Source organism: Proteiniphilum sp., assembly GCF_034331125.1.
Taxonomy (GTDB): domain Bacteria; phylum Bacteroidota; class Bacteroidia; order Bacteroidales; family Dysgonomonadaceae; genus Proteiniphilum; species Proteiniphilum saccharofermentans.
Map to the genome: position 1 here is coordinate 31,420 of NZ_JAXQGC010000047.1, position 16,943 is coordinate 48,362.

The 16,943-nt window shown below is 44.6% G+C and carries 14 protein-coding genes and 1 pseudogene; 6 read left to right on the plus strand and 9 right to left on the minus strand.

Going from position 1 to position 16,943, the window contains the following annotated elements:
• Positions 1-136: 136 nt before the first annotated feature.
• Entirely contained in the window at positions 137-2,449 is a 2,313-nt protein-coding gene (locus U2P89_RS11680) for an outer membrane beta-barrel family protein (protein WP_322191475.1), read from the plus strand.
• Between the two features lie 178 nt (positions 2,450-2,627).
• Positions 2,628-3,590, plus strand: a complete 963-nt coding sequence (locus U2P89_RS11685) for a hypothetical protein (RefSeq protein ID WP_019539733.1) — start codon at positions 2,628-2,630, stop codon at positions 3,588-3,590.
• A gap of 156 nt (positions 3,591-3,746) precedes the next feature.
• Here U2P89_RS11685 and U2P89_RS11690 read toward each other — a convergent pair.
• Positions 3,747-3,965, minus strand: a pseudogene (locus tag U2P89_RS11690) (WYL domain-containing protein); the annotation flags it as partial.
• A 63-nt stretch (positions 3,966-4,028) separates the two neighbouring features.
• Between U2P89_RS11690 and U2P89_RS11695 the strand changes: the two are divergent.
• The 3 genes from U2P89_RS11695 to corA all read left to right on the plus strand — a co-directional run bounded on the left by U2P89_RS11695 (position 4,029) and on the right by corA (position 5,745).
• The gene (locus U2P89_RS11695) at positions 4,029-4,163 is read left to right on the plus strand and encodes a hypothetical protein (protein ID WP_313381363.1); all 135 of its coding nucleotides are present in this window, start codon (positions 4,029-4,031) and stop codon (positions 4,161-4,163) included.
• Positions 4,164-4,198: 35 nt separating this feature from the next.
• A complete protein-coding gene (locus U2P89_RS11700; protein WP_322191476.1) occupies positions 4,199-4,588 on the plus strand; it encodes a HigA family addiction module antitoxin in 390 nt (129 codons plus the stop codon).
• Positions 4,589-4,680: 92 nt separating this feature from the next.
• Positions 4,681-5,745 carry a magnesium/cobalt transporter CorA gene (gene corA / locus U2P89_RS11705; RefSeq protein ID WP_322191477.1) on the plus strand — a complete coding sequence of 355 codons (1,065 nt, stop codon included), beginning with the start codon at positions 4,681-4,683 and terminating at the stop codon, positions 5,743-5,745.
• Between the two features lie 8 nt (positions 5,746-5,753).
• On the opposite strand, the gene U2P89_RS11710 is transcribed toward corA, so the two are convergent.
• The 8 genes from U2P89_RS11710 to ispE form a co-directional block, all read right to left on the minus strand.
• The gene (locus U2P89_RS11710; RefSeq protein ID WP_322191478.1) at positions 5,754-6,455 is read right to left on the minus strand and encodes a DUF4919 domain-containing protein; all 702 of its coding nucleotides are present in this window, start codon (positions 6,453-6,455) and stop codon (positions 5,754-5,756) included.
• Between the two features lie 161 nt (positions 6,456-6,616).
• Positions 6,617-7,498 carry an ACP S-malonyltransferase gene (gene fabD / locus U2P89_RS11715; protein ID WP_076929947.1) on the minus strand — a complete coding sequence of 294 codons (882 nt, stop codon included), beginning with the start codon at positions 7,496-7,498 and terminating at the stop codon, positions 6,617-6,619.
• Between the two features lie 72 nt (positions 7,499-7,570).
• Positions 7,571-9,244: an AMP-binding protein gene (locus U2P89_RS11720; RefSeq protein WP_092024956.1), complete on the minus strand. Its 1,674-nt coding sequence runs from the start codon at positions 9,242-9,244 to the stop codon at positions 7,571-7,573.
• A 79-nt stretch (positions 9,245-9,323) separates the two neighbouring features.
• Positions 9,324-9,884: a helix-turn-helix domain-containing protein gene (locus tag U2P89_RS11725; RefSeq protein WP_019539724.1), complete on the minus strand. Its 561-nt coding sequence runs from the start codon at positions 9,882-9,884 to the stop codon at positions 9,324-9,326.
• Between the two features lie 63 nt (positions 9,885-9,947).
• Entirely contained in the window at positions 9,948-10,742 is a 795-nt protein-coding gene (zupT, locus tag U2P89_RS11730) for a zinc transporter ZupT (RefSeq protein WP_091909001.1), read from the minus strand.
• Positions 10,742-11,527: an inositol monophosphatase family protein gene (locus U2P89_RS11735; RefSeq protein ID WP_091908998.1), complete on the minus strand. Its 786-nt coding sequence runs from the start codon at positions 11,525-11,527 to the stop codon at positions 10,742-10,744. The genes zupT and U2P89_RS11735 overlap by 1 nt, the downstream gene beginning before the upstream one ends.
• Positions 11,528-11,581: 54 nt before the next feature.
• Complete coding sequence (locus U2P89_RS11740; RefSeq protein ID WP_092024958.1) at positions 11,582-14,125, minus strand: prolyl oligopeptidase family serine peptidase; 2,544 nt, start codon at positions 14,123-14,125, stop codon at positions 11,582-11,584.
• Positions 14,126-14,142: 17 nt separating this feature from the next.
• On the minus strand, positions 14,143-15,042 hold the full coding sequence (gene ispE, locus U2P89_RS11745) for a 4-(cytidine 5'-diphospho)-2-C-methyl-D-erythritol kinase (protein WP_076929963.1): 900 nt from the start codon (positions 15,040-15,042) through the stop codon (positions 14,143-14,145).
• Positions 15,043-15,153: 111 nt separating this feature from the next.
• On the opposite strand from ispE, the gene U2P89_RS11750 reads away from it, so the two are divergent.
• Entirely contained in the window at positions 15,154-16,812 is a 1,659-nt protein-coding gene (locus U2P89_RS11750) for a tetratricopeptide repeat protein (protein ID WP_076929965.1), read from the plus strand.
• Positions 16,813-16,943: the final 131 nt, after the last annotated feature.

The following is a 16,943-nucleotide window of genomic DNA, read 5'->3' on the forward strand; positions in this document are numbered from 1 at the left end:
AACCCGTGACTTATTAATATTGCAGATCCGCTCTTCGATCCTGTCTTATCAGATAGGGTGGAGGGGCGGATTATCTTTTTGTAACTAATTTGTAACCAAATGAACCCATGAGATGTCATATTTCCAAAAAACGATTATGAGTTGGAAATTATTTTTTTCGTTATTACTTTGTAGCTTCGTGCTACCGCTCAGTGCGCAAATAAAAGGAACCGTTACAGACACCGACAACAATCCGATAGGGTATGCCAATGTGGCTCTCTATTCTCTGCCTGATTCGGTATTGATAGCCGGGACAATCACCAATGAAACAGGACAATTCTCACTTACCAACGAGATAAATTCGGACGCTATCGTAAAGATATCTTTTATCGGTTACCAACCACAAATCCTGCCAGCCCGGCCGGAACAGCAGGTACTCCTGCAACCCGACACAACCCTGCTCGACGAGGTGGTGGTGAAAGGAACGCTTCCACAGGTCAGGTTGCGGGACGACGCCCTGGTCACATCGGTACAGAATAGTGTGTTAAGTAAAGCCGGTACCGCCAACGATGTGCTCAAACGACTTCCTGCCGTGACCGGTGATAAAGGCGATTTTACCGTTTTGGGAAAAGGTAAAGCTAAGATTTATATTAATAACCGTGAATTACGTGACGAGTCGGAACTCGATAACCTTAGTTCGGCCGATATCAAAGAGGTGGAAATCGTACACAATCCCGGTGCACGCTACGACGCTTCGGTAAAGGCTGTCATACGGATATATACCGTACGTAAAACGGGTGACGGATTCGGCTTCGACCTGCGTTCCACCTACCTTCAGACGGAAAATACCGATCTCAGGGAGCAACTGAACCTGAATTACCGCCACAAAGGCTGGGATATTTTCGGCACGCTCAAATATGAGCGATACGCTTATATACAGGACAGTAGAATAGAGCAAAAGACATTCGCCGATACGCTCTGGACACAAAATAACAAAATGGATATCGACGGAATAGGCAATATCCTGACAGGGATCGTGGGGCTGAATTACGAAATCTCCCCCGTACACTATGTGGGAATGAAATACACCAGGGCATCCTTCCCCGGTAAAAACGGAATGAAATCAACTACTCACAGCGACGTGTATGCCGACGGGGCCTTTTACGATAAATGGCTGAGTATTGATGACAACCGTTCGGCTAATATACCTGCGCATAGAATGAATCTGTATTACAACGGTTCATTCGGAAAATTGACGGTCGACCTCAATACCGATTATTTCAGGAGAAAACAATCTTCGGAGTCGGTCATTACGGAAACCAGTGAGGAATTCGACAATAGGACGATCACTTCGGAAAACAACCTGGATAACCGCCTGTTTGCTTCCAGGCTGGTATTATCCTATCCTGTCTTAGGCGGAAAGGTCTCTTTCGGCAATGAATATACCAACACACGGAGGGATGACGAATATATGACCGATATCAGCATGATACCCTCATCCTACACCACTATCCGGGAGCAGAACGGAAGCTTTTTTGCAGAATACTCCCGACCGGTGTCTGTCGGACGGTTTACCGCCGGACTGCGTTACGAGAATGTGCGTTCCGACTATTTCAATAACGACGTGAAGATCGATGAACAGAGTAGGAACTATTCGCAATGGTTCCCCAACTTTTCCTTTGCAACAAGCATCAAAGATGCACAGTTACAACTGAGTTATACGGCGAAAACCGCACGTCCCTACTATCACCAGCTTCGAAGTAATGTACTTTATGTGAACCGTTTTACCTTGGAATCGGGAAATCCTTTTCTCAGGCATGAGGTCATTCACGATGCCACATTGACAGGATCATGGAAGTTTATCCAATTAATGATGAGCTACAAGAATGAAAAAGATGCTATTATCGTCTGGACGGAGCAAATGGAGGAAAATCCAGCCGTAAGCCTTGTTACCCTTCGTAACCTGGAGAAATTGCCTTCGCTTACCGCTTTCCTTACGGTCTCTCCAAAATTTGGAATCTGGAGTCCGCAAGCCAGTGCCGGATTTATCAAACAATGGCTTACTATCAACAGTAATAGCAAACCCGTAAATATGAGCAGCCCCATGCCGGTAGTTTCGCTAAATAACTCTTTCACGTTACCGAAGGGATTTATACTGACATTAGATACACGCTTTCAGGGTAAAGGACACAATCAAAACCTTTATCTTTCCGAAAATCAGTTTATAGTGAATGCCGGAATAACCAAATCGTTCATGAATGATCAGTTATCCGTTGTACTGAAAGGACATGATCTGCTTCACAGGCAGATAACCGGAGTTACTTTCTATAACGAAAAAATGGAGATATACCAGTTCAATCGTTGGGATACAAGGGAACTGGAACTCACTCTCCGGTATAAATTCAATACGGGCCAGAACAGGTATAAAGGTACGGGTGCCGGTGAGAACGAGATCAGCAGGATGAGGTAGATGAAAGTTGAAAGTTGAAAATTGAAAGAGGAAAGAGGATAATGGTTAGTAATGAGGAGTTTACCGGAATGTTGATATTTGTACATTCCGGTAATAACCATTATATTTGTGCCAAGAGTTGTACGCAATTATTTCAGTAACCTCGCATTATGAAAAATAATGACTGTAAGATAATCCTATGAAATATTTTCTTTGTTTATCCTTTCTGATTCTGATTAACGGATGTGTTGATTCATATAACGGTGAACTGATATTTGTCGAACCCGGTGTAAATAATCAATTCGAATACCCCTATTTTTTATTTATTCCGAATGGCATTTCTGAATACGAAGAGAATTATCTGATTATTGAACCGAATAATTCAGGTTTTGTCGATGACGACTTACAAAAACATATTGAAAAAGCAAAAAGGATCGTGACTGTCGATTTTTATTTGGGAAACTGGGTCGCACAAAAATTAAAATATCCGTTGATTGTCCCTGTATTCCCTCGTCCGAAATCAGAATGGAAAATATATACTCATGCTTTAGATAGGGATGTGATGTTTCAGAAAGGTAACTCTTTGGAAAGACTCGATATTCAGCTTCTTGAAATGTGCGTGGATGCTCAAAAGAGGTTGGAAGGTAAAAATATCCGGATTGGGAATCGGTATCTTCTGACCGGATTTTCTGCATCGGGAACTTTCGCGAACAGATTTACCATCATGCATCCGGAAAAAATACTGGCTGTAGCAGCAGGAGGATTAAATGGCTTATTAATGCTTCCTATGGATAGTATTAATAATGAAATAGTAAAATATCCGGTAGGTACGGGTGATTTTGATGAAATAACAGGTAAAGAATTTCAGAGAACATCATTTTTAAAAACACCTCAGTTCTATTTTATGGGAAGATTTGATGATAACGACGCAGTTCCTTATGAAGACGCATTCGATCCGTATGAAAGGGATCAGATCTTTAATCTTTTAGGAGAACAAATGCTACCGGATCGATGGGACAGATGCAGGAGTATATATTCAGCCAATAATGTAAATGCTGTTTTTAACACCTATGATAATATCGGACATGAACATCCGGAACTGATTAAGAATGATATTATTAAATTCTTTGAAACCTGCATCCATCTGGACAGAAAACGGTAGTGTTTTATTTTTCTTCATATAGGCTGTATGCGGCACGCAGGGTATCTGAAATTCTGTGTCTTAACCGTGAAGGAGAAATTACTTCAATGCAGTCGCCGAAGCCCAAAAACAGGCGTTCAAGTTCTAAGTTGAGTTTTACTTTAATTTGAAAAATCGTACCGTTATGGGAGCATTGTATCCCAGTTTTTCGCTACGCATGGTCTGGATATCGAGTTGGACGGTACGTTTGCTTACATTGACCTTTCGGCCTTCATACTCGTAAAGCGCTTCGGAGCAGGCCTCTATCAAATCTTCCAACGTCCATTGGCGGTATCGGTTTTGCAGGCATTTATCGATGGTACGGTAACGGATCAACGCATTTTTGTTTTGTGGCATCTGGTTCCAATTTATTTATAATCAGAAAATTCCGTACGGAGTATGCTCAATACTGCCAAATTGATGGAGGAGAACGAAATGTTGTGGAAACTGAAAGAGATGGAATACGTGGAGAAAATTGCCGACAAGATCGGTGAGATTACCATATCCGGAAGTGGAAATATTGTAGGGCAGTTAAAAGATATCTTTTCGAAGTAAATGATTAAAGCAAGAAGGTAAAACCGCTTTGGCATATGTCAGGGCGGTTTTTAATTTATAAGGGATTTTACTTTTCAAATAAATACTGTATATTTGAATCCCTCAGATTATCACTAAAGACGATTATGAATAAACATCAGGATATACACATTCATCCGGGAGAAATTTTACTTGAAGATGTAATCAAACCCGCCGGAATAACTATCAAAGAAGCTGCTGGTATGTTGAAGGTTAGCCGTTTGACATTATCTAAAATACTGAATCGGCGGGGAGGTATTACCCCTAATATAGCATTGAGGATAGAAGCTGTTTTCGGAGGAAAAGCTGACTTCTGGTTACGTTTGCAAAGGACTTATGATCTGGAGGAAGAACGTCGCAATTTACTTCTTCATCCTGTTCATTTGGAAAAGTTTCGTTATGTATAAATGGTTTATAAATTGAGGATACTATTTCCACCCACATATTTCTCTAATTGGTAATTTGTAATTGATAATTGATAATTTGTAATTCCCGACATATGCCCCACACTCCACTTAAACGTAAAGAAGATATAGGACTCTCGCCGTACGAACTGAAGTTTCGTGGCCGGCATCGTTCCGGAGAGGTCCGCATGACACTTTTTGAGATCGATTTTGAGAAAGTGAACGAGTCGACAATCCGGTCGGTAGAAGAACTCCTGCCTTATAAAAACAGTGAAACACTCATTTGGTTGAATATCGACGGATTGCATGATGAGAAATTGATGGGAGAGTTGGTCGATACCCTGCAAATCCCGGCCGATATTTTATCGGATGTGATGGAGCCGGGCACACGTCCTCAGATGGAAGAATTCGATAAGGGCCTTTTTGTTTCCATAAAGATGATGGAACTCAACGAAGGGAAAAACCGGGTATCTGTCGACAACCTGAGTCTTGTGGTAATGGATAACCTGCTTGTCACTTTCCGGGAAGAGAAGAGCGATTTGTTTAATCCGGTCAGGGAGCGGATCAGAAAGCATTCCAAGAGATTCAGGACATTGGGTGCCGATTATCTGGCCTTTGCCCTGCTGGATGTAGTAATCGATAATTATATCTTTATTTTGGAAGGACTTGGCGAAAAGATTGAAAACCTGGAAAACGAGATGATTATGGATCCCGGTAGGGAAACACTCAAAATAATTAATCTTCTTAAGCGTGAACTGAGTAATGTAGGACGCTATATAAGGCCTGCCAGGGAGATGATTATGGGGCTTGTGAAATCGGAAAGCGATTATATTGCCCCGGTAAACGAAAAACACTATAAAGAACTTCAGGATAATATAAACCTGGCTGTAGAACTGCTGGATTACTATCGTGAACTATTGTACGATGAGTTAAATATTTATCATTCTTCCATGAGTACCAAACTGAGTGATATAATGGCGCTGCTTACCATCTTCTCGGTAATATTTATCCCGCTCACATTTATTGTGGGTGTCTATGGAATGAATTTCGACAATATACCGGAACTACATTGGCGGTATGGTTATTTCATAGTCTGGGGAGTAATGTTGTTGATCGCCATCGGGATGCTTTGGTATTTTAAAAAAAGAAAGTGGTTTTGACAACCACTTTACATTTTTCCTCCGCCGCGTGAACTCACATGATCAATAACGGGAGCAATATTGAAATATACTCTCTCTACGCCGAATCGATTATCTCCGAGGGTTAGATAATTTATCTTTTTGCTTGAGAGAATTTTATCATTACCACCAAAGTTGTAACCCAGAAAAGGAAGGATATCATATTCATGAGCCACCTTGATCACGTAAAACGGAGTTTTATCCGACATCCCGTCACCGGTGCCCGCAATAGCATTCTGCACTACTCGCCGTTGTTGTGCCACTCTTTTATATTCTTCGGTATTGTTCTGTTGTGCATACACCAGCAATTTCGCATTCAACGCGCGCAGGTTGAACGGATCTTCGAGCAACAGTGCATTTGAATATTCCAGGATATTGGTATAATCATTCGGAGTGAATACCTTTTTGGATAATACTTCTGCCAGTTTATTGTTATATGAGGAGGTGTCAACAGGCATGTATTGGGGCTGATAGATAAAACCGAAATAGAGATGTCGTCCTTCCTCAAGGGTCATTTTCTCGTCTCCGGCCATATATTTCTCCATCAATTTGGGATAATAGTAGGTAGAAGTCGGTTCTTTTATGTTTCTTTCGATCTGGACATAATTGGGGGCGCTGAAAAACTCTTCCTGTGCGTGTGCCGAAAATGTCACAGACGCAATGAGTGTAAATATGGACAATAATTTTTGCATAGCTTTCTGTTTTCTGTGTTAGTAATTGCGTTACAATACAAATGTATTTTCTAAATTCGATTTTAACAAAAAAAATTAGATAAGAAACCTTAATGGACATTGAAAAACCGGAGTAAGTGCTATGTCCTACTCCGGTTCAAACTCATTTAAATACCTGAAATTTATTGTTTTCCTGAAACGGTAACGTTTCTGTCGATCTTGGAGATAAGTCCTTGTAATACGCTGCCGGGACCAAGTTCTACAAACTCCGTGGCGCCGTCGGCAATCATCTGTTGTACCGATTGTGTCCATTTTACCGGTGAGGTAAGCTGTGCAATCAGATTTTGCTTGATTGTGTCGGGATCTGTTTCGCCTGTGGTGGATACATTCTGGTACACAGGGCAGACGGGAGCCGAGAAACGGGTCGATTCAATGGCATCCGACAATTCTACACGGGCAGGTTCCATCAGTGGTGAGTGGAAAGCACCACCTACTTTCAGGGGTAAGGCACGTTTAGCGCCTGCCTCTTTCATCAGTTCGCAGGCTTTTTCTATTCCACTATTGGACCCGGAGATCACGATCTGTCCCGGACAGTTGTAATTGGCGGGCACAACCACATCATCAATCGATGCGCAGATCTCTTCCACCTTTTCGTCGGGAAGCGCAAGAATGGCTGCCATGGTGGAGGGATTGGCTTCACACGCCTTTTGCATAGCCAGCGCACGGGCATATACCAGTTTAAGTCCATCCTCAAATGATAAGGCTCCTGCAGCTACCAATGCTGAAAACTCTCCGAGCGAATGGCCGGCAGTCATATCGGGCTGGAACTCTTCTCCCAGTGTTTTTGCCAGGATCACTGAATGGAGGAAGATGGCAGGTTGTGTAACCTTTGTCTGTTTCAGGTCTTCATCCGTTCCGGCAAACATCAGGTCGGTGATCCGGAATCCCAGTATTTCGTTTGCTTTTTCAAATAATTCATTTGCTAAGGGTGATGTTTCGTACAACTCTTTACCCATGCCCACAAACTGGGCTCCCTGACCGGGAAATACGTATGCTTTCTTCATATAATTATTTATTGTTGAATCATTAAATTGTTGAATCATTAAATCGTTATAAGCCAAAATTTCTTCACTTCTTCACTTCTCCACTTCTCCACTTCCCCCTTTTTCCCGGATCTCCACCCGTCGGATCTTTCCGCTGATCGTTTTGGGTAATTCATTTACGAATTCAATCAATCGCGGGTATTTGTAGGGAGCCGTTACATTTTTTACATGCTCCTGAATCTCTTTAGCCAGTTCATCGCCCGCTTGCGCTTTATATTCTTCCGCCAGCACGATGGTTGCCTTGATTACCTGCCCCCTGATCTCATCGGGTACGCCGGTGATGGCGCATTCCACCACGGCAGGATGGGTCATTACCGCACTCTCCACCTCAAACGGGCCGATGCGGTAGCCGGAGCTCTTGATCACGTCGTCGGTACGTCCTACAAACCAGTAGTAACCGTCCTCATCGCGCCAGGCCATATCGCCCGTATGATAAATATGATCCGCGTATACTTCCTGGGTAAGCGTTTCATCACGATAATAGCCTTTGAACAGAGAAAGAGGACGCTTTCCGTCGGTATAGAAGACGATCTCTCCCTGTTCCCCATCTTCGGCCGCACGTCCATCGTGGGTCAGAAGATCCATCTTGTAAAGAGGGTTGGGGACACCCATCGCACCCGGTTTGGGTTCCATCCAGGGGAAAGTGATTATAGTAGGGGCTGTCTCAGTCTGCCCGAATGCCTCCATCATCTTGATACCGGTCAGTTTATAAAAAGTCTCGAATACCGACGGGTTGAGCGCCTCCCCCGCTGTAGTACAGTATTCCAGAGCCGAAAGATCATATTTGGCCAGGTCTTCACGGATCAGGAACCGGAAGATGGTAGGAGGAGCGCAGAACGAAGTGACTTTGTATTCGGATATCATCCGGAGCATATCCTGGGGGATAAAACGGCCGTCGAAGTCGTAGACAAATATGCAGGCGCCCACGATCCATTGTCCATATAGCTTTCCCCATACCGCTTTGGCCCATCCGGTATCTGCCACGGTCAGGTGTACACTATCCTCATGCAGGTTATGCCAGTATTTGGCGGTAGTGATATGCCCCAAGGGATAGGTGAAATCGTGTATCACCATCTTGGGTTGCCCCGTAGTACCGGAAGTAAAATAAAGGAGCATGATATCGTCGTTATCGTTCACCTTTTCCGGTCTGACGAACGGAACCGCTTCTCCCACTCCCCGGTGAAAGTCGATCCACCCTTCGGGAATGGTATCACCCACCATAATACGGTGTTGTACCGTAGGCGATTTAGCCATTGCCAGATTCACATGCTCAATCAGGTTTTCATCCTGTACGGCTACAATCGCCTTTATATCTGCCGCATTGTTACGATAAACGATATCTTTATCGGTCAGCAGATGGGTTGCCGGGATCGCTATGGCTCCGATCTTGTGTAGCGCCAGGATGGCCGGCCAAAACTCGATGCTTCTTTTCAGGATAAGCATCACCATATCCCCTTTTCCGATGCCGAGCGATTGGAAGAATGAGGCTGTCTTGTCTGACAGCGTTTTCAGTTCGCCGAACGTCAGATCCCTGTGTGCCCCTTTGTCGTTAGTCCAGCAGAGCGCCCGTTTTCCGGGGTTTGTTCGCGCCCATTCATCCGTCACATCATATGCAAAATTGAAGTTTTCGGGAACCGAGATATCGTAATGGTCGATAAAATCCTGATGCGAACTGAATGAGGTTTTCTTTACAAATTTTTCTAGCATGATAACCGTATTATGACGTTAGGACTTTTGTGTTGGAAATATCCTGCCGATTAGAGGAAAATATTTATTTCTTTATTAATTACGGATAGAGGATGACGGCAAGAAATTTTACCGGTTTGTCATTAAGCGCCTTCATACCGTGTGGGAGCGACGAATCGAAATAGATGCTGTCGCCTTCTTCAAGTACCAGGTTTTTGCCGTTGATATGCAGCATCATGCTTCCTTCCAACACCATGTTGAATTCCTGTCCCGCGTGGATATTCTGGTAAAAATCGATATCCAATGGCTTAGGCTCTACCGTGACGACAAAAATTTCTGCCACATTATTGGTGAAGCCGGAAGTGAGTGATTGGTATTTATAGGCTGAAACCCTTTCCACACTTACACCTTTGTCTTTCCGGGTGATAAAGTAGGAATTCATTCGAGGCTCCGTACCAAACATTAAGGTACCCAGATCCACGTTGAACTCCCGCTCTATGCGCTGTAAGAATGAGACGGAGATATCTTTCTCACCCGCCTCAAATTGCAGGTAATCGTCCGTATCTACTTCCAGTCTATGGGCCATCTCACCGGGGGACAGGTTGATCGCATCGCGCAACCCTTTGATCCGTTCGCCTATTTGTCTAATATCTGTTGTCATAGCTGTTTGTGTATGAGTGTTGATGGATCTGTAAAAACGTGAAACAAAAATAATCTTTTTTGTTTAGATGAACAAATAGAGGCTCAGTGCCATAATCGCCATGCCAATCATCAACCCGATAATGGAGAGATGGTGTTTACCGTATTTTTCTGCGGTGGGTAATAACTCATCCAGGGAGATAAAAACCATTACCCCGGCAATGGCCGAGAGAATAAACGCATCCAGCACCGGATTCCAGAAAGGGAGCAGGAACAGGAAAGCGATGAGCGCACCCAGCGGCTCTGCCAACCCTGAGGCGAAAGAAAGCCAAAATGCTTTCTTCTTGCTGCCGGTAGCGTGATAAATAGGAACCGATACCGCAATCCCTTCGGGAATATTGTGGATGGCGATGGCCGCTGTAATGGGGATGGCTACCTCGAACGAGTTCATAGCCGACATGAAAGTGGCGATCCCCTCCGGGAAGTTGTGAATGGCGATGGTAATAGCCGTGATCATACCGGTCTGTTTCAACCTGTAGTTTGTCTTCATCTCTTCCACACCGTGTATTTCGTGTGGGTTTTGCGATTTGGGAACCAGGAAGTCAATCAGTGCGATCAGTGCGATACCTCCGAAAAAACCAAGGATCATATAGAACATACCTGTTTTCTGGCCAAATATGCCGGTAAGCGACTCCAACGAATTAGGCATCAATTCCATGAAAGAAACATAGATCATCACACCTGCGGAAAGTCCCAGGGAGAGGCTAAGGAAATTAGTGTTGGTGCGTTTAGCCAAAAAAGCGATTAAACTGCCGATACCGGTCGACAAGCCGGCAAAGAGGGTTAGCAGGAATGCTATTAGAACAGTCTGGTTTTCCATTAGTTTCCCTGTATGATGGTTTCCATAATTTCCTGATGAATAATACCGTTTGAAGCGACCAGTTCTTTATTGAAAATGTAATTGTCCCCTCCGGAAAAATCGCTGCATTTTCCACCGGCACATTCCAGGATAAATGCTCCGGCAGCTACATCCCATGGTGAGAGGCCGCTATGAAAGTAAGCGTCACATACGCCTGCCGCTATGTAACAGATTTCCAGTGCTGCCGATCCCTTGATGCGGAAACTGCATTTGCGAAACTGCTTCATGGCATTCCTGAGGATCTGTTCACCCCTCTCATCGAGGCTGTACGGAATGCCGAAGCCTATATAGCCGTTTGTCAGGGTGGAGTGGCCGCTCACTCTTACCGGATTATCGTTCAGGAAAACTTTTCCCGTTCCGGTGGCGGAATACATCTGTGCAGCCAGTGGATCATATACCACACCCAGGATAATTTCATTTTCTTTCATCAAGGCGATACTCACCGAGAAAGGAGAATCGCCGTGCACGTAATTGGTGGTACCGTCCAGCGGGTCGATGATCCATGTGTGTTCTTTCTGTTCAAACCCCACTGTCTCCTCTTCCGTGAGGAATCCCGCTTCGGGAAGTAACCGGCTTAATCCCTCTACTAACCGGTTCTCCGCCTCTTTATCGATATAGGTCACATAATTACGGGTGCCTTTCAACTCAATATCCCTCTTACGCAGGGCAGCCTGTTCCGTTTTCAGGTATTCGCCCGTAGAGAATGCAAGTTCTTTTACCTTATTACAAAGTTCTTCCAGATTCATATTTTAGAATTACTAATTACTAATTACCAATTACCAATTCTTCATTTTCAATTTTCAATTGTCAGGAAACATCGAATCCCACCAGCGGGAGTCCTCTTTCAGCCATTTGGCGAACCAGGCATAGATAGCGTTATTCCAGGCAATCCGCTTGTCATAATCATAGATAGCATGGTTTTCACCTTCCACCTGGATAAATTCTGCCTCCTTGCCGAGCAGTTTCAAGGCGTTGTACATCTGGATGCTCTCACCGATAGGCACGTTGGTGTCGGCTGTTCCATGCAGTAGCAGCAACGGCGTATTGACCTTGTCGGCAGAAAAGAGCGGGCTTTGCTTTACATAGAGGTCGGGATTGTTCCATGGATAACTTCCTGCACTTGCTCCTGCACTGTAAGAGTAACCCCAATATCCTTCACCCCAGTAACTGGTAATATTGCTGATCCCGGCATGCGATACCGAAGCAGAAAACAGGTCGGTCCTGGTGATGAGGTACTGCGTCATAAATCCGCCGTACGATGCACCGATATTACCGATCTTTGTGCCGTCCACAAAAGGGTGGGAGGCTACGAACGCTTTGGTTCCTTCTATGATCTCCTCGGCAGTCTGGTCGCCCCAGGCATTCACATGGCGGGCAGAGAACTCCTGCCCGTAGCCGGTAGTGCCGCTCGGTTGCAGCGTATAGACCACATAATCCTGTGCGGCGTAGACATGTAACGGATAAGTGCTCTCAAATGTTCGTGACGTAGGGCTGGTTCCGCCATAGTAATAAACGATCAGCGGATATTTTTTCTTCGGATCGAAATTGGGAGGCAGATAGTAACGTCCTTCGATCACATCGCCGAAAGAACTGGTGAATTGCCAGTCTTTCACTTCTCCTAATTGCAGTTTACTCAGCCGTTCCGCATAAGGATCGGAGATCAGGGTCGATTCCATCGTCTTCAGGTTCAGCAGGTAACTCCGGTTCGAATTCGATGTGCTTACCCCTGTATAAGTCGCCCATGCGGCATTTTCGGCAATATTGAAGGAGCGGATCACATCCTCTTTGAGCGGTAGTTTGTCGAACTTTTTCCGTCTCGGATCATAGCGGTACATATTTGCACGGTCACCCTCTTCTACGCGGTAATAGATATATCCGTCCTGCGCATTCCATTCCTGTGCGCTAATGGTAGGATCAAAGTTTTTGGTGACCGGTTCCACCTGCCGGGTGGCCAGATTCATGATAAACGACTGTGTATCGTAGCTGTTGGCAACCTGCCCCTCTTTGATATTAAGCCCGATACCTCCGAATGCTTCGGGAGCACCGTGGATCAGCAGTTGTTTTCCGTCGGGTGAAAACTGGGCGGAGTAAGCGTACGTTTCATTTTTCCAGATCGTATCCACCTCCATGGTCTCCAAATCCAGCATATAGAGCGAACTTCTGCGGAAAGGGCGTTCCAGAAGATATTCTTCAGAAGTGGAAAAGAGCAGTTTCTTTACATCGCCAGTCACATCATTGAGTGAAGCGGTTTGGCGTCCGAAGGTGAGTTGTTGGGTGAGACCCGTATCGAAGAAATGCCGGTATAAAAAATAGCGGTCACGGTAACCCGGCAGCCTGTCGTCGATCCCGAGCAGCCGTTTCAACCCCCCGGGATTACTGATGGTAATGCTTTCCTTTGTGGAGAAGAAAACCGATTGTTCATCGGGTGCCATATGGAAATTCTCTTTCGGTAGTCCTTCGGCAATAATTTTAGTTTCTGCTGTGAGCGGATCCAGTGTGTAGAGTGTCCGTCCGCTGTTGTCATCAGCCACATAATAGAGCAGGTCTGATTTTGGCATCCAATTCAGTTGTGCTCTGGCGCCCGGTTCCGAAAGGATCATCCGTTTCTGCCTGGCATCATATATCTCTGTATAACTCCGGCTATTCCCCCCGGACAATGTCTCCCGCAGGCTTAGCAGCACGAATCGTCCACTGGGTGAAACCGAAGAGCTATTCACCCTTTTTCCTTCAAGGATATCTTTGATATTGATCCTTCGGTTGTCTATGTTATTAAATGTATAGACGAGCAGGGAATCTTTCTCGTCGGGTTTCAGTTCGATCTTCACAGCGGGATCTGCCTTATATTCTGCCGAGGTGAGCATCTTAATGACAATACGCACATTGTTCGCCGGCCCGTTCAGGTTCGTATCCACAGATCCCGACTGGTGCAGGCTGTCGTTTACTTGTGTTTTGGTTGCCCGTTTCACATTATCGACCCACAATTCCAGCGGATTGGGCGATGTTATGGTGAGTTTCCCTTTACCATAGCGGTCACCGGTGACAAAGAAAGAGAATAGTTGCAATGCTTCTCCCTGTGGTGGTTTTGTCAGGTTGAAAAATCCGGCCGTATCCGGAGTCAACTCTGTGGTAAACCGTTCCTGTGCCGGAAAGGAGACCGGATAGGCGAGTAGCTTTTCATCCGAAAAGGTGGATTTGTCGAGGTTTGTACTATCCAGCATTACCGGTCTCTGTACCGGAATCGGATCGAAAGAATAGATCTTGTCCGGCATCAGCGGCTGCTGCGCCTTTGTGCTTATTACCAGCAGTAACCCGCTAATGATGTAAAAAAAAGAATATCGTTTCATATTTTGTAAACTAAAAATCACCTTCCCACCTTATCACTGTTCCAAACGAAATGGCCGGCGAATGCTCCCCTCCAATCAGGTTCCTCTTCAAAGAGGCCGAAGACAGACGACCCCGACCCGCTCATGGAAGCATATACCGCCCCCATTTCATAAAGTTTTTGCCTGATCCTGCAAATTTCGGGAAATTTTTTGAAAACAGGAGGTTCAAAATCATTTTTCAGTAGCTCTCTCCATGTTTCAGGCGGTTTCCGGATAATCTCTCTCAGCGGTAGATCCGGTTTCCGCGGGGTGATCATCGCGTAAGCCTCTTTGGTGGAGACCATGATATCTGGCTTCACAAGTAAAAGCATATAGTTGCTTAGGTCTAACTCTATGGGTTCCAGTTCGTCGCCGGTGCCTGTAGCAAAAGCGGGCCTGTTCAGGATGAAGAAGGGGCAATCAGCACCCAAACGGGCGGCACGAAGCATCAGTTCTTCTTTTGAATACCCTAAGTCGAAAGTCTCGTTGAGCAGCCTGAGCATAAATGCCGCGTCCGAAGAACCGCCGCCTAATCCAGCACCGGACGGAATCTTTTTGAGCAGGTGAATATCTATTTCCGGCAGCTTTTTCTCAGTGGCTATCAGGTGCAGCGATTTGATCACCAGGTTATTTTCCGGTGCTCCCTCGATCGGAATGCCGGTCTGGAAAAAACGGTACTTACCGGGAGAAGGTTTATTGTCGGCCGTCGAACCTGTGCTTGCGGTAAATTCCGGAACCCCGGCAGGCTTTTTCGCCCCGGTCTCCACTACCGGGACGATCTCCAGGGCATCTTTTAACCCGATAGGATAAAAAATAGTCTCCAGGTTGTGATAGCCATCTTTTCGGCGCGAAACAACGTGGAGCCCTAAATTAATTTTTGCGTTGGGAAAACAGATCATTCGCCTATGCTTTAGCCTGCAAATATAGTATTTCTTTTTTTTATTGTCAACTGTCAATTTTCCATTGCACAATTTTAGAAATTTATCTAAATTTGTGAAAAATCGAATGCTATGGGGAGGGATAACCTGAAAGTTATTTTAATGCTATTTTTATTGCTATGGATACCCTTGTCGTGTGATAATGAAGGAGAACGGCAAACATATATCCGTTTGCAGCAATGGGACAATCAGTTGGGAAAATATCCTGAGACCATTGCCGACAGCCTGCGTAAGCTCGATCCCCGACGGCTTTCCCCTGCCAACCGTGCATACCACGGACTTTTAAAAACCATTGTTGATGATAAAACATATACCGAATTCACTTCCGATTCATTGATCAGTGGGGTGGTACGATATTATACCAAACACCGGCCGGGAACGGATGGCCATATCCGTTCGCTTATTTATCAGAGTGTTGTCAGATACCGGATGAATATTACCGACAGCACTGTGCTGCTCCCGCTCAAAAAGGCAGAAAAAATGTTCTCCCTCCAACAGAAGGGAGACCCTTCCATTGCTTACCTGTTGAACTTTTTTCTCGGAAGCATACATGAAAAGAACAGCAATTTCACCATTGCCGCCGAGTATCGGCAAAAAGCCCTGCAATGTGCCAAAGTTGAAAAAAATCCGGCACACATTTTCGACAGCTATCTCGCACTCTTCTGGAATAGTTTGAAGTTGGAAAATCTTGACCGGGGAAAAGCATACCTCGACACACTGGACGCTATTTCCCCGAAAAGTGTGGATGAAGATTATTTTCTGCTGAATGCCCAATCTGTTTATTATGCTACTCAGAAACTATATGATAAAGCATTGGAAAAGGAAAAGGAGCTGCTTGGATTAGTGCCGTTAATGAAAGAAAAACCAGATATTTTCCGGATGTATTATTCCATTGCCGAACAATATCGCTATCTCGGCCGATTAGACAGCGCCATGCTCTATGCCTTGAAATCTATTGAACATATTCCCGACTCTAATTATGAGCTAAACTACCTGCTGTATGAAAATGTGGCAGATATAGCAGAAGAGCAGGGCGACTACAAAACAGCAAACAACTATCGAAGGGAAGCGGCCCTTGTTCATGATAAGACAATTGCAAAACAGAAAGATATCCATATATTGCAACTGGAAAAACAATATAATCACAGTGAGGCGGAAAACAAAGCATTGCGGGCTGAGGCACATGCAAGGATAGCCATAATTGTGATTCTTTGCCTGATCATTCTTCTAATCCTTTCAGCCATCTATATCCAGAAAAAAAACAACAGGGTAAAATTCGAAAAAATGGAGATGGAAAAGGAAATGAGGAAAAACAAACAGCAGCAGTTCACCATGAGTATCTATAATCGGATGTTAACCCAATTCTTTTTAATAGAAAAAGAACTAGGCGCCTTGGCCAACAAAGAGCGAAGGTTAAAACCCGATTTTGCCGACTTTATCGAACAGTTGCTGAAATCAATGTCAAAAAACTTAATAGACGGTTTTGCCCGTGATATTTCCGGAAAGAAATTCGAAGAGCTGACCGGCATCTCCCTTCCAGATGATATCAACAAATCTGAGTTATTGATGTTTTTTTTGATTTGCTGCGGTGTGACCAACAGCGATATGGCCATTATACTCAGAACCAGTGTTGCCAGCATACGTAGCAGAAAGAACCAGCTAAAAAATAAGCTGAAGGAGTCGGGAATCAATACTTCTTTCTTTGAACGGGTAAAAACACCTTCTTCATAACACTGCGGGAGCGTAAAGTGGTAACCTCAATATAATTTTGATAGTGAGCCTTATAGCTTATCCATAGGCGTAAAATTTAAAAAATATTTTATTAAAAACTCGAAGTATTACATATTTTATATTCTCTTTGT

Coding starts and splice junctions, on each gene's coding strand:
- U2P89_RS11700 (WP_322191476.1), top strand. CDS start 4,199: ATGTCAGGGCGGTTTTTAATTTATAAGGGATTTTACTTTTCAAATAAA.
- U2P89_RS11680 (WP_322191475.1), top strand. CDS start 137: ATGAGTTGGAAATTATTTTTTTCGTTATTACTTTGTAGCTTCGTGCTA.
- U2P89_RS11740 (WP_092024958.1), bottom strand. CDS start 14,125: ATGAAACGATATTCTTTTTTTTACATCATTAGCGGGTTACTGCTGGTA.
- ispE (WP_076929963.1), bottom strand. CDS start 15,042: ATGATCTGTTTTCCCAACGCAAAAATTAATTTAGGGCTCCACGTTGTT.
- corA (WP_322191477.1), top strand. CDS start 4,681: ATGCCCCACACTCCACTTAAACGTAAAGAAGATATAGGACTCTCGCCG.
- U2P89_RS11720 (WP_092024956.1), bottom strand. CDS start 9,244: ATGCTAGAAAAATTTGTAAAGAAAACCTCATTCAGTTCGCATCAGGAT.
- U2P89_RS11685 (WP_019539733.1), top strand. CDS start 2,628: ATGAAATATTTTCTTTGTTTATCCTTTCTGATTCTGATTAACGGATGT.
- U2P89_RS11695 (WP_313381363.1), top strand. CDS start 4,029: ATGGAGGAGAACGAAATGTTGTGGAAACTGAAAGAGATGGAATACGTG.
- U2P89_RS11710 (WP_322191478.1), bottom strand. CDS start 6,455: ATGCAAAAATTATTGTCCATATTTACACTCATTGCGTCTGTGACATTT.
- U2P89_RS11735 (WP_091908998.1), bottom strand. CDS start 11,527: ATGAATCTGGAAGAACTTTGTAATAAGGTAAAAGAACTTGCATTCTCT.
- zupT (WP_091909001.1), bottom strand. CDS start 10,742: ATGGAAAACCAGACTGTTCTAATAGCATTCCTGCTAACCCTCTTTGCC.
- U2P89_RS11725 (WP_019539724.1), bottom strand. CDS start 9,884: ATGACAACAGATATTAGACAAATAGGCGAACGGATCAAAGGGTTGCGC.
- fabD (WP_076929947.1), bottom strand. CDS start 7,498: ATGAAGAAAGCATACGTATTTCCCGGTCAGGGAGCCCAGTTTGTGGGC.
- U2P89_RS11750 (WP_076929965.1), top strand. CDS start 15,154: ATGGGGAGGGATAACCTGAAAGTTATTTTAATGCTATTTTTATTGCTA.